The sequence below is a fragment of the Escherichia sp. 10290 genome (assembly GCF_030295155.1).
Lineage (GTDB): Bacteria > Pseudomonadota > Gammaproteobacteria > Enterobacterales > Enterobacteriaceae > Escherichia > Escherichia coli_F.
Genome location: NZ_AP025741.1, coordinates 3,043,049 through 3,055,420 on the forward strand (window position 1 = coordinate 3,043,049; position 12,372 = coordinate 3,055,420).

Below are 12,372 nucleotides of genomic sequence, written 5' to 3' on the forward strand. Positions count from 1 at the left end.
GCAGGTTGAATGCGATTACATGTTATCTGCATTAAGGCGCATGGAGTTGAGAGGGCACCTTAATGAAATATATGACGGTGTAATTGTTAATAAGAAAGAAGGAAACGCGGCATGATCACTATTACCAAAGAGCGACTACTGACAATCAAGCAGTGGCGCGAAACATACGGACCTGATAGCAACGTTGTACTGCCAGCAGAAGAAGCGGAAGAACTGGCGCGGATTGCGCTGGCATCACTGGAACGCGAACTGATTCGCCACGAGCATGCCAAATGGTCTGACTCCACATTTGGCTGCGTTGGCCCCATTGGTCCACTGAAACACCTCTCAAAAGAGGCTCTGGAAGCCGCAGCCGAACCTGACGATCTCAGCGAGTGGGCTGATATGCAGTTCCTGTTGTGGGATGCACAGCGCCGTGCTGGCATCAGCGATGCTGAAATTACCGCTGCTATGGAAGATAAATTGAAGATCAACATGGAGCGCCAGTGGCCTGAGCCAAAAGATGGTGAGCCTCGCTTGCACATTAAAGAACCCGGCAACTCTCCGGTAATTCCGGATGGTTGGATAAGCTGTAGTGAGCGAATGCCGGATAAGTTAATTCCGGTAATGGTCATGTATGAAGACGGTGAGATGTGGTCTGCAATGTGGAATGGTAATCGCTGGGATGATGGCACCGAATATCCGGATCCGCACTCAGTTACGCACTGGCGTGAAATGCCAGCAGCACCGAAGCAGGAGGTTAACCGTGGCTAACCTGCAACTTGCCGTCAAAGGTGAATACTTCGATGCCATGATTCGCGGAGAGAAAACGGAAGAGTATCGCTTGTGTAATGACTACTGGAATAAGCGAATTATGTTACGCGAGTATGACCGCCTGATTATCACAAAGGGATATCCGAAGCGCGACGACTCCAGTCGCAGAATTGATGTTCCGTATGGAGGATATGAAGTGAAAACAATCACACACCCCCACTTCGGTGATAAACCGATAAAGGTTTACGCGATAAAGGTGAATATCAATTGCTAAATTAGTAGCATAGCATAAAGATGCTTGCATTAATGAAGTGTGTATAATAATGCCTCATCAATAGTAAACTACTGAAATAGCAAAAAAATGCATATTAAAGAGGATTCGAAAATTGAAAATGTTCATGCAAATAGACAGACGCATAGATATTAATGGCAATTCATACTTAGTTAGATGCGAAGAGAGGCCTAACGGTGAGTGGCGTGTATATGATATTGACCGTAAGATCAATATCATCACCATGAACAAAGACACTGCCTTTGATGAATGGAAAGCTGAAGCTAAAAAACAACATAATTCGTAGAATTACAAAAACCCTAACCAATTGATGGATTTCTTTTATCTGAACTCGCTACGGCGAGTTTTGTTTTATGGAGATGATAAATGCACTTCCGAGTAACAGGTGAATGGAATGGAGAGCCATTCAACAGGGTTATCGAAGCAGAGAACATCAACGACTGCTATGACCACTGGATGATATGGGCGCAGATAGCACATGCAGACGTAACCAATATTCGAATTGAAGAACTGAAAGAACACCAAGCCGCCTGATGGCGGCTTTTTATTGCCTGATTTGCAGGTTCGATTCCCTATTCGGAGATAGCACTCATGCAACACGAACTACAGCCTGATTCACTGGTTGATTTGAAATTCATCATGGCCGATACTGGCTTCGGTAAAACCTTCATCTATGACCGGATTAAGTCCGGCGACCTGCCTAAAGCCAAAGTTATCCACGGGCGAGCAAGATGGTTATATCGTGACCATTGTGAATTCAAAAATAAGCTCTTAAGCCGCGCTAATGGGTAAAATAGCGGGTAAAATATTTCTCACATCTAAAAAATACCATTCCAATCAATCCCCTGCATCCTCAATTAGATGTCTGCAGGGGACACCATTTATCCTTCCAACGAAATCTACCTTCCCCGCGTAAAAGTTGGGTTTGGCAGCACACTTGCCCTAAATCTACTCATTTTCCCTGCAACAGGTTGAAATCTCAGCACTGTGCGGCGATGACTAAACAGCCCCGGGCCTGGCAATGTAATCATCACACAGAATCCTGATCGCGAAATCTGGCTTGACTCGATACTTCACTCCGCAATGCATTCCTTGATGGATTAGCAGGCCCGTGATACACGGGACAGGTCGCTGAATTACGACAATTTCCTGGAAATCAGCGAACCGCGTATCCTGAGTACATTTGAGCGGCTGTTCCAGAACATGAATGAGGCGTTTGGATTAGGCGATTATTAGCCGCGCTAAGCATTTTGGTATTATTATTTTCCGGTTGAGGGATATAGAGCTATCGACAACAACCGGAAAGAGTTTACGTCTATATTGCAGAAGGTACAGGCGTTTCCATCACCATTTGCTCACGTTTTTTACTCAGGAAGAAAATGCCAAATAACAACATCAGGCAGACAATACCCGAAATTACGAAGAAAACCGTCTGGTAACCTGCATGGTCAAAAAGTATTCCAGTCGGCGTTGAAAGCAACACAATCCCCAACGAACTGGCAATTTGAAAACCAATCAGAAAGATCGTCGACGACAGGCGTTTATCAAAGTTTGCCACGCTGTATTTGAAGACGGAAATGACACACAGTGGAACCTCAATGGCATGTAAAAGCTTCACTAATGAAATAATCCAGGGATTAACGAACAGTGCGCAGGAAAGAATACGCAACGCCATAATCACAACACCGATAAGTAATGCATTTTTTGGCCCTACCCGATTAACAAAGAAAGGAATAATGGCCATGCACAGCGCTTCGAGTACAACCTGGAATGAGTTGAGATAACCATACAGGCGCGTTCCTACATCGTGTGATTCGAATAAACCTGCATAAAAAACAGGAAAGAGCTGTTGATCAAAAATGTTATAGAAAGACCACGTCCCCACAATAAATATGACGAAAATCCAGAAGTTTCGGTCCTTGAAAACTGCAATAAAATCCTCTTTTTTTACCCCTCCCGCATCTGCCGCTACGCACTGCTGATCCTGATATTTAAAACGCATGTTGATCATCATAAATACAGCGCCAAATAGCGAAACCAACCAGAAGTTGATATGGGGACTGATACTGAAAAATATGCCAGCAAAGAACGCGCCAATCGCATAGCCAAAAGATCCCCAGGCGCGCGCTGTTCCATATTCGAAATGAAAATTTCGTGCCATTTTTTCGGTGAAGCTATCAAGCAGACCGCAGCCCGCCAGATACCCCAAGCCAAAAAAGAGCGCCCCCAAAATTAGACCTACAGAAAAATTGCTTTGCAGTAACGGTTCATAAACGTAAATCATAAACGGTCCGGTCAAGACCAGGATGAAACTCATACACCAGATAAGCGGTTTCTTCAGACCGAGTTTATCCTGGACGATGCCGTAGACCATCATAAATAGAATACTGGTAAACTGGTTGACCGAATAAAGTGTACCTAATTCCGTCCCAGTCAACCCTAGATGTCCTTTCAGCCAAATAGCGTATAACGACCACCACAGCGACCAGGAAATAAAAAAGAGAAATGAGTAACTGGATGCAAAACGATAGTACACATTTCTGAATGGTATATTCAGTGCCATAATTACCTGCCTGTCGTTAAAATATTCACGTCCTATTCAGAGACAAGAACGGCCTCGCCGTTTATTTCTCACTATTCCAGATCTTGTCGACATGGCAGCGCTGTCATTGCCCCTTTCGCCGTTACTGCAAGCGCTCCACAACGTTGAGCGAGATCGATAATTCGTCGCATTTCTCTCTCATCGGTCTCTAATCCCGTAGAGGAAAGACCTGTGAGTAACCCGGCAACGAACGCATCTCCCGCCCCCGTGCTATCGACACAATTCACAGACATTCCAGCAAAATGGTGAACTTGTCCTCGATAACAGACCACCACCCCTTCTGCACCTTTAGTCACCAACAGCATGGCGATCTCATACTCTTTTGCCAGAGCACATATATCCCGATCGTTCTGTGTTTTTCCGCTGATAAGTCGCCATTCTTCTTCCGAGAGCTTGACGACATCCGCCAGTTGTAGCGCCTGTCGCAAACACAAGCGGAGCAAATGCTCGTCTTGCCACAGATCTTCACGAATATTGGGATCGAAGCTGACAAAACCTCCGGCATGCCGGATCGCCGTCATCGCAGTAAATGCGCTGGTACGCGAAGGTTCAGCAGACAACGCAATAGAACAGAGATGTAACCATTCGCCATGTCGCCAGAAGGGCAAGTCAGTCGTCTCTAAAAAAAGATCGGCACCAGGGCGGACCATAAACGTAAATGAACGTTCCCCCTGATCGTTCAGATCGACAAGCACCGTGGATGTTCGGTGCCATTCATCCTGCTTCAGATACGTGATATCGACTCCCTCCGTTAGCAGCGTTCTTTGCATTAACGCGCCAAAAGGATCATCACCCACCCGGCCTATAAACCCACTTATTCCGCCTAATCTGGCGATTCCCACCGCAACGTTAGCTGGCGCGCCGCCAGGACAAGGCAGTAGGCGCCCGTCTGATTCAGGCAAGAGATCGACAACCGCATCCCCTAAAACCCATACTTTGGCTGACATTTTTTTCCCTCAAATTCATCTGACTTACGCATAGTGATAAACCTCTTTTTCGCAAAATCGTCATGGATTTACTAAAACATGCACATTCGATCACAAAACGTCATAGTTAACGTTAACATTTGTGATATTAATCACATTTATAAAGATAAGGGGCTTTATTTTTATAAAAGTTAACGTTAACAATTCACCAAATTTGCTTAACCAGGATGATTAAAATGACGCAATCTCGATTGCATGCGGCGCAAAACGCACTAGCAAAACTTCACGAGCGCCGGGGGAATACTTTTTATCCCCATTTTCACCTCGCGCCTCCAGCCGGGTGGATGAACGATCCAAACGGCCTGATCTGGTTTAACAATCGTTATCACGCGTTTTATCAGCATCACCCGATGAGCGAACACTGGGGGCCAATGCACTGGGGACATGCCACCAGCGACGATATGATCCACTGGCAGCACGAGCCTATTGCGCTAGCGCCAGGAGACGAGAATGACAAAGACGGGTGTTTTTCAGGTAGTGCTGTTGATGACAATGGTGTCCTCTCACTTATCTACACCGGCCACGTCTGGCTCGATGGTGCAGGTAATGACGATGCAATTCGTGAAGTACAATGTCTGGCTACCAGCCGGGATGGTATTCATTTCGAGAAACAAGGTGTGATCCTCACTCCACCAGAAGGAATCATGCACTTCCGCGATCCTAAAGTGTGGCGTGAAGCCGACACCTGGTGGATGGTAGTCGGGGCGAAAGACCCAGGCAACACGGGACAGATCCTGCTTTATCGCGGCAGTTCATTGCGTGAATGGACTTTCGATCGCGTACTGGCCCACGCTGATGCGGGTGAAAGCTATATGTGGGAATGTCCGGACTTTTTCAGCCTTGGCGATCAACATTATCTGATGTTTTCCCCGCAGGGAATGAATGCCGAGGGATACAATTATCGAAATCGCTTTCAAAGTGGTGTAATACCCGGAATATGGTCGCCAGGACGACTTTTTGCACAATCCGGGCATTTTACTGAACTTGATAATGGGCATGACTTTTATGCACCACAAAGCTTTTTAGCGAAGGATGGTCGGCGTATTGTTATCGGCTGGATGGATATGTGGGAATCGCCAATGCCCTCAAAACGTGAAGGCTGGGCAGGCTGCATGACGCTGGCGCGCGAGCTTTCAGAGAGCAATGGCAAACTCCTACAACGCCCGGTACACGAAGCTGAGTCGTTACGCCAGCAGCATCAATCAATCTCTCCCCACACAATCAGCAACAAATATGTTTTGCAGGAAAACGCGCAAGCGGTTGAGATTCAGTTGCACTGGGCTCTGAAGAACAGCGATGCCGAACATTACGGATTACAGCTCGGCACGGGAATGCGGCTGTATATTGATAACCAATCTGAGCGACTTGTTTTGTGGCGGTATTACCCACACGAGAATTTAGATGGTTACCGTAGTATTCCCCTCCCGCAGCGTGACACGCTCGCCCTAAGGATATTTATCGATACATCATCCGTGGAAGTATTTATTAACGACGGGGAAGCTGTGATGAGTAGCCGAATCTATCCGCAGCCAGAAGAACGGGAACTGTCGCTCTATGCCGCCCACGGAGTGGCCGTGCTGCAACATGGAGCACTCTGGCAACTGGGGTAACATAATATCAGGTGGAACAACGGAGCAACAGCGGGCAAGGGATCTGCGTTACCCTTCCCCCTTCACGACCTTCAATAATATGCAATGCAGCTTCCCGCCCGATAATGTCATGTGGAAGCTGAATTGTGGTCAGCGGCGGTAAAAACAGATGCCCGACGCCAACCAGATTATCAAAGCCCATTACGGCGACATCCTGCGGGATACGTACCCCCTTCGCCAGAAGAACCTGATAAGCCACAAAGGCTGCGCGATCGTTACCACAAATCAGAACATCAAAATCTGGTTTTCCAGACTGGAAGTGGGCATTGAGTATACTTGCGAGATCGGTGTAGTGATCATCACCTATGGCCATGTGAAATTGTTTCACCTCAGCCAGATCTCGTCCAGCATCACGCCAGGCCTGCTCAAATCCCTGCCGACGATACCCTGTTGCCAACGCACCTTCCGGTAGCCAGAAGCATAACGGTTGACGATAGCCCGCCGCGAGCAAATGCTGTGTTGCTTCATATTGGGCAGTGTAATCATCAGGGATATAACTGGGTAACGCTGGGTCATCCGCCACACAGTTCGCCAATACAATATTTTCACCATGCAGAGACTCAGGCAGCGTGATATGCCTCAGTCCCATTGTAGTATAGATAATGCCATCCGGACGGAGGGCAAGCAGCTGACGTGCCGCGCGGGCAGCGTCATCTTCAGAAAAAATATTGATTAAAAAACTATTCCAGCCAAACTCGCTGGCGGTTTGTTCAATGGCAAGCAGAATATCAACAGAGAAAGGAGTGGTAGCAGTATCCTGCGCCAGCACGGCGAGAGTCGACGGCTTACGTCCCTGAGCGCGCATCTTACGAGCGGAAAGATCAGGAACATAATTCAGGGTTTGGATTGCCTGCAATACGCGGTCACGCGTTGCAGGACGCACAGATTCTGCATTATGCATCACCCGGGAGACAGTCATCATCGACACTCCCGCCAGGCGTGCGACATCCTTTAATGAAGCCATACCCAAGCCGTTTGCCGTAAAACGGGCACTGTAGCAGAAACAGACGTCACTGGCGAGATCCAGCGATATTCTTAACGTCCTATCACCCGACACGACAATACAGTAAAAAATAACAAGAATTCCCGGACAATTGTAACCAATTCCGCCTCTGTTCTCGCCAACGAGTCACCATGCAGACAAGTAGGTAAAACATGCCGACTGGCATCACCCACCCGGAGAAAAAATATAAATATGGATCATTGTGCTGTGGCTGTAACCAGACATCAGCCCGGAAATTATTGCGATTGGCTGCACGATCGTTACGGACTCGTTTTTCTGGCTGATGAAACAATTTTGCGGCGCTACGCTCAGTGAAACATATAAATACTATACGACAGCGACATTTATCGCTTCAGTCGTCGCTCTGGCGGGCACATTCCTGCTGTCATTTATCATCTAAGCGCAAAGAGACGTACTATGGAAAACGCTAAAATGAACTCGCTCATCGCCCAGTATCCGTTGGTAAAGGATCTGGTTGCTCTTAAAGAAACCACCTGGTTCAATCCTGGCACGACCTCATTGGCTGAAGGTTTACCTTATGTTGGCCTGACCGAACAGGATGTTCAAGACGCCCATGCGCGCTTATCTCGTTTTGCCCCCTATCTGGCAAAAGCATTTCCTGAAACGGCTGCCTCTGGAGGGATTATTGAATCAGAACTGGTTGCCATTCCGGCTATGCAAAAACGGCTGGAAAAGGAATATCAGCAACCGATCAGCGGGCAACTGTTACTGAAAAAAGATAGCCATTTGCCTATTTCCGGCTCCATAAAAGCACGCGGCGGGATTTATGAAGCCCTGGCACATGCAGAAAAACTGGCTCTGGAAGCAGGGTTGCTGACGCTTGAAGATGACTACAGCAAACTGCTTTCTCCGGAGTTTAAGCAGTTCTTTAGCCAATACAGCATTGCTGTGGGCTCAACCGGAAATCTGGGGTTATCAATCGGTATTATGAGCGCCCGCATTGGCTTTAAGGTGACAGTACATATGTCTGCTGATGCCCGGGCATGGAAAAAAGCGAAACTGCGCAGCCATGGCGTTACGGTCGTGGAATATGAGCAAGATTATGGGGTTGCCGTCGAGGAAGGACGTAAAGCAGCGCAGTCTGACCCGAACTGTTTCTTTATTGATGACGAGAATTCCCGCACGTTGTTCCTTGGGTATTCCGTCGCAGGCCAGCGTCTTAAAGCGCAATTTGCCCAGCAAGGTCGTATCGTCGATGCTGGTAACCCTCTGTTTGTCTATCTGCCGTGTGGCGTTGGCGGTGGTCCTGGTGGCGTCGCATTCGGTCTTAAACTGGCATTTGGCGATCATGTTCACTGCTTTTTTGCCGAACCCACGCACTCTCCTTGTATGCTGTTAGGCGTCCATACCGGACTACACAATCAGATTTCTGTTCAGGATATTGGTATCGACAACCTTACCGCAGCGGATGGCCTTGCTGTTGGTCGCGCATCAGGCTTTGTCGGGCGAGCAATGGAGCGTCTGCTGGATGGCTTCTATACCCTTAGCGATCAAACCATGTATGACATGCTTGGCTGGCTGGCGCAGGAAGAAGACATTCGTCTTGAACCTTCAGCACTGGCGGGTATGGCTGGGCCTCAGCGCGTGTGCGCATCAGTAAGTTACCAACAGATGCAAGGTTTCAGCACAGAACAACTGCGTAATGCCACTCATCTGGTGTGGGCGACAGGAGGTGGAATGGTGCCGGAAGAAGAGATGAAGCAATATCTGGCTAAAGGCCGTTAATAACGTTTCAACGCAGCATCACCATCCTTTCCCTGGGTGAACGATGCTGCCGATGGCGCAGGCTTAAGATTCTACCGTCTTACCTGCTATAGCTCTCTCTTTTTACCATCACCCAACACCTTTCGCTGTAAACGGCGGTTTCGCAAACCAAACCAATACCGTAAGTAAGATAAAAGCAATAGCCGCCATACGGAAAATCTCATTTGCAGAAATTGAAAGTGACTGCTGAGTTATTTCATTATTAATTTCATTAAGAACCCCTGAAAGCGAACCATAGTATTTATCCATAATTTGTGATGATGAATTAAACACGGGGTTAAATTGATCGATGGTTGCTGTCAACTGACTATGGTGTAACGATTCGCGTCGTCCCCACAACGTCATTGTCAACGACGTACCAACTGATCCTGACAGGGTACGAAAAAAATTACTCATACTCGAGGCATTGGCAAATTTATTATCTGGCAACCCTGAAAACGAAATCGTTGTTAAGGGTAAAAAGAAACAGGCAACGGCGAATCCCTGGAAAAACTGTGGCAAAATGATGCCTGTGAAATCAATCGTTGGCATAAATGTCACAGAACGCCAGTAATAGCAAACCGCATACATCAAAAAACTAAATGTAACCAATGCACGCATATCAATTTTGTTGCCATAACGTCCTATTAAAGGCGATATTAATAGTGGCATTATGCCGATTGGCGCATAGGCAAGCCCGGCCCATATCGCATTATACCCCATAGTTTCCTGCAGCAACTGCGGCATAAGTACAATCGCCCCAGAGTAAAATAAATATGCGCATGTGATACACACAATACCAATGGTGAAATTACGCGACTTGAATAAACTGAGGTCAAGAATTGGGTTCTCTGAGGTCGACTCCCAAATGACTAAAGAGATCAGAGAAATAATTGACACTATTGTTAATATTATGATTGTACTCGAGTTAAACCAATCCAGATCGCGCCCTTTATCAAGCATAATTTGCAAGCCACCAACACCGAGCACTAACAGGGTCAACCCTGGTAAATTCATTTTGACCGGTGAAGTTTCAGTTTCTCTTCCTTTAAGTAAAGTTAAACATAATGTCAGGACGATAATCCCCATAGGGACATTGATTAAAAATATCCATCCCCAACTAAAGTTATCACAAATATAGCCACCCAATATCGGCCCACAAATCGGAGCGATAATTACGGTCATTGACCATAACGCCAAAGCAAATGTTCTTTTTTCTGGCGGATAATTCCTTAATAATAAACTCTGTGACAATGGAATTAACGGCCCCGCCATTAATCCCTGGACGACTCTAAAAAATATAAGAACATCAAGATTAGTCGAAAGACTACACATTAATGAAGACAGCGAAAAGAAGGTTACTGATAGTAAAAATAACCTTAATTCGCCTATTCTTTGTGCCAGCCTGCCGGTAACAGGGATCGCAATGGCATTTGCTACGCCAAACGATGTGATAACCCATGTGCCTTCGTCCGTTGATGCTCCGAGAAAGCCAGATATTGTGGGTATTGCGACGTTAGAAATAGTGGAGTCCAACATTTGCATAAACGTCGCTAATGACAATGCAATAGTGACGCACCATAACGTCCCACCGGTTAATGGTGCCGGAGTTGATTTAGTGATTGCCATTAAAGTTGTCCATTATGAGAAATAATGTTGTTAATCTCTTTTTCTATCGGACTGGTATCGATAACTAAGGCCTTACTGGTGTAAGCAGGCATTGACGTCACGGATGAAGCCAGATCAGGCATATCGGCAATGTCTTCGTTCCTGGTATCAATGGTTGCAGTCATCGATAAACCAATGCGCAAGGGATGTTCCATGAGTTCTTTTGGATCCAGAGACACCTCAACCGGTACACGCTGAACGATTTTGATCCAGTTCCCTGTCGCATTTTGTGCAGGTAATAAGGAGAACGCATTGCCGGTTCCCATATTGATCCCTGTCACCCGACCATGAAACACAACATTTTCACCATAAAGATCGCTGATTATATTAACCGATTGACCAATCCGTACATCCGTGAGTTGTGTTTCTTTAAAGTTGGCATTAACCCACATTTGACGTGCCGGTACGACAGCCATTAACGATTGTCCAGGACTCACTGTTTCGCCAACCTGCACACTTCGCTGGGCAATATAACCAGTAACCGGACTCTTAATATCCGTACGCTTAAGCGCTAACCAGGCTTCTTTGGTTGCATCCGCAGCTTCAACAACTTGTGGCTGGCGATTTAATGGTGTGTTCATTACTAAGGCTTTGTTCGCTTTATAAGCCTGAATAGCTGCATTCAATGCCGCTTTGCTACTTATTAACGTATCTTTGGTGTGCTCCAGCGTTTCTTTTGAAATAACCCCCTGCTTTGCTAGCGGCACACGACGATTATAATCTTCTAAAGATTGTTGATACTGGATACGTGCTGAAGCGACTTCGGCACTGTATTGTTTATCCTGTAAGTATAGTTTATTCGTTTGTCGCACAATATTTGCCAGATTATTTTTAGCTTTATTGAGTGCAATCGTAGCATCAGTTTTATCCAGTGAAACTAAAATGTCACCCTGTCGAACAAAGTTCGTATCTTTATGATTAACGACAGTGACACTGCCTGAGACTTGTGCAGAAATTGGATCAGCATTCCCCGTAACATAGGCGTCATCTGTACTAATCATGTCTTCTAATTCCAGTGACCAATAGGCATAGGCTCCTGAAAACGCAATAATTATTGATGACCATCCTCTTGCTATCGCAGCAATTCGTAATTTATTGATCAAAAACGATATTGAAATCTTAGCGGAGTTGACTGAAGGGGGAAGTGCCGTTCAGCGGGTGGAAACACTTAAACCTGATATCGTCATCATTGATGTCGATATCCCCGGAGTTAACGGTATCCAGGTGTTAGAAACGCTGAGGAAGCGCCAATATAGCGGAATTATTATTATCGTCTCCGCTAAAAATGACCATTTTTACGGGAAACATTGTGCTGATGCTGGCGCTAATGGATTCGTGAGTAAAAAAGAAGGCATGAACAATATCATTGCGGCTATTGAAGCTGCAAAAAATGGCTACTGCTATTTCCCTTTCTCTCTCAACCGGTTTGTTGGAAGTTTAACGTCCGACCAGCAAAAACTCGACTCCTTATCGAAACAAGAAATTAGTGTCATGAGGTATATTCTTGATGGCAAGGACAATAATGACATTGCGGAAAAAATGTTCATCAGCAACAAAACTGTCAGCACGTATAAAAGTCGCCTGATGGAAAAATTAGAATGTAAATCACTGATGGATCTTTACACATTCGCGCAACGTAACAAAATCGGCTAATC

12 protein-coding genes and 2 pseudogenes are annotated in these 12,372 nt (G+C 46.2%); 9 read left to right on the top strand and 5 right to left on the bottom strand.

The genetic code is table 11. The features are described from left to right. Nucleotides 1–111 precede the first annotated feature (111 nt). The 5 genes from QUE74_RS15425 (at nucleotide 112) to QUE74_RS29620 (ending at nucleotide 2,281) form a co-directional block, all read left to right on the top strand. The gene (locus tag QUE74_RS15425) at nucleotides 112–753 is read left to right on the top strand and encodes a dATP/dGTP pyrophosphohydrolase domain-containing protein (protein ID WP_286331537.1); all 642 of its coding nucleotides are present in this window, start codon (nucleotides 112–114) and stop codon (nucleotides 751–753) included. Further along, nucleotides 746–1,027 carry an ASCH domain-containing protein gene (locus tag QUE74_RS15430; protein ID WP_286331539.1) on the top strand — a complete coding sequence of 94 codons (282 nt, stop codon included), beginning with the start codon at nucleotides 746–748 and terminating at the stop codon, nucleotides 1,025–1,027. The genes QUE74_RS15425 and QUE74_RS15430 overlap by 8 nt, the downstream gene beginning before the upstream one ends. A gap of 384 nt (nucleotides 1,028–1,411) precedes the next feature. Beyond that, nucleotides 1,412–1,579, top strand: coding sequence for a hypothetical protein (locus QUE74_RS15435; protein WP_000545733.1), 168 nt, complete (start codon nucleotides 1,412–1,414; stop codon nucleotides 1,577–1,579). 57 nt (nucleotides 1,580–1,636) lie between these two features. Beyond that, nucleotides 1,637–1,837, top strand: coding sequence for a response regulator inhibitor TorI (torI, locus tag QUE74_RS15440; RefSeq protein ID WP_001163428.1), 201 nt, complete (start codon nucleotides 1,637–1,639; stop codon nucleotides 1,835–1,837). Nucleotides 1,838–2,176: 339 nt separating this feature from the next. Continuing rightward, nucleotides 2,177–2,281: a DUF4942 domain-containing protein gene (locus QUE74_RS29620; protein ID WP_462606792.1), complete on the top strand. Its 105-nt coding sequence runs from the start codon at nucleotides 2,177–2,179 to the stop codon at nucleotides 2,279–2,281. Between the two features lie 79 nt (nucleotides 2,282–2,360). Here QUE74_RS29620 and cscB read toward each other — a convergent pair whose 3' ends face one another. Continuing rightward, on the bottom strand, nucleotides 2,361–3,608 hold the full coding sequence (gene cscB / locus QUE74_RS15450; protein WP_001197033.1) for a sucrose MFS transporter: 1,248 nt from the start codon (nucleotides 3,606–3,608) through the stop codon (nucleotides 2,361–2,363). A 71-nt stretch (nucleotides 3,609–3,679) separates the two neighbouring features. Continuing rightward, complete coding sequence (gene cscK, locus QUE74_RS15455; protein WP_001274873.1) at nucleotides 3,680–4,594, bottom strand: fructokinase; 915 nt, start codon at nucleotides 4,592–4,594, stop codon at nucleotides 3,680–3,682. Nucleotides 4,595–4,809: 215 nt separating this feature from the next. Here cscK and cscA point away from each other — a divergent pair, with 215 nt between their 5' ends. Next, nucleotides 4,810–6,243: a sucrose hydrolase gene (gene cscA / locus QUE74_RS15460; RefSeq protein ID WP_000194536.1), complete on the top strand. Its 1,434-nt coding sequence runs from the start codon at nucleotides 4,810–4,812 to the stop codon at nucleotides 6,241–6,243. A gap of 7 nt (nucleotides 6,244–6,250) precedes the next feature. Here the strand turns inward: cscA and cscR are convergent, their stop codons facing one another. Further along, nucleotides 6,251–7,246, bottom strand: coding sequence for a sucrose operon repressor CscR (gene cscR, locus QUE74_RS15465; protein ID WP_001354799.1), 996 nt, complete (start codon nucleotides 7,244–7,246; stop codon nucleotides 6,251–6,253). Nucleotides 7,247–7,502: 256 nt separating this feature from the next. Between cscR and QUE74_RS15470 the strand changes: the two are divergent. Both QUE74_RS15470 and dsdA read left to right on the top strand, forming a co-directional pair. Then, nucleotides 7,503–7,685: pseudogene (locus tag QUE74_RS15470) on the top strand (GntT/GntP/DsdX family permease); the annotation flags it as partial. A 17-nt stretch (nucleotides 7,686–7,702) separates the two neighbouring features. Then, the gene (dsdA, locus tag QUE74_RS15475) at nucleotides 7,703–9,031 is read left to right on the top strand and encodes a D-serine ammonia-lyase (RefSeq protein ID WP_000426410.1); all 1,329 of its coding nucleotides are present in this window, start codon (nucleotides 7,703–7,705) and stop codon (nucleotides 9,029–9,031) included. Between the two features lie 108 nt (nucleotides 9,032–9,139). Here the strand turns inward: dsdA and emrY are convergent, their stop codons facing one another. Next, nucleotides 9,140–10,678, bottom strand: a complete 1,539-nt coding sequence (emrY, locus tag QUE74_RS15480; protein WP_001018699.1) for a multidrug efflux MFS transporter permease subunit EmrY — start codon at nucleotides 10,676–10,678, stop codon at nucleotides 9,140–9,142. Next, nucleotides 10,678–11,772: pseudogene (emrK, locus tag QUE74_RS15485) on the bottom strand (multidrug efflux MFS transporter periplasmic adaptor subunit EmrK); the annotation flags it as partial. The gene emrY and the pseudogene emrK, both read right to left, overlap by 1 nt. On the opposite strand from emrK, the gene evgA reads away from it, so the two are divergent. After that, a complete protein-coding gene (gene evgA, locus QUE74_RS15490) occupies nucleotides 11,765–12,370 on the top strand; it encodes an acid-sensing system DNA-binding response regulator EvgA (protein ID WP_219071672.1) in 606 nt (201 codons plus the stop codon). The pseudogene emrK and the gene evgA overlap by 8 nt on opposite strands. The last annotated feature ends 2 nt before the right edge of the window (nucleotides 12,371–12,372 follow it).

Coding starts and splice junctions, on each gene's coding strand:
- cscR (WP_001354799.1), bottom strand. CDS start 7,246: ATGGCTTCATTAAAGGATGTCGCACGCCTGGCGGGAGTGTCGATGATG.
- dsdA (WP_000426410.1), top strand. CDS start 7,703: ATGGAAAACGCTAAAATGAACTCGCTCATCGCCCAGTATCCGTTGGTA.
- cscB (WP_001197033.1), bottom strand. CDS start 3,608: ATGGCACTGAATATACCATTCAGAAATGTGTACTATCGTTTTGCATCC.
- cscK (WP_001274873.1), bottom strand. CDS start 4,594: ATGTCAGCCAAAGTATGGGTTTTAGGGGATGCGGTTGTCGATCTCTTG.
- QUE74_RS15425 (WP_286331537.1), top strand. CDS start 112: ATGATCACTATTACCAAAGAGCGACTACTGACAATCAAGCAGTGGCGC.
- torI (WP_001163428.1), top strand. CDS start 1,637: ATGCAACACGAACTACAGCCTGATTCACTGGTTGATTTGAAATTCATC.
- cscA (WP_000194536.1), top strand. CDS start 4,810: ATGACGCAATCTCGATTGCATGCGGCGCAAAACGCACTAGCAAAACTT.
- QUE74_RS15435 (WP_000545733.1), top strand. CDS start 1,412: ATGCACTTCCGAGTAACAGGTGAATGGAATGGAGAGCCATTCAACAGG.
- emrY (WP_001018699.1), bottom strand. CDS start 10,678: ATGGCAATCACTAAATCAACTCCGGCACCATTAACCGGTGGGACGTTA.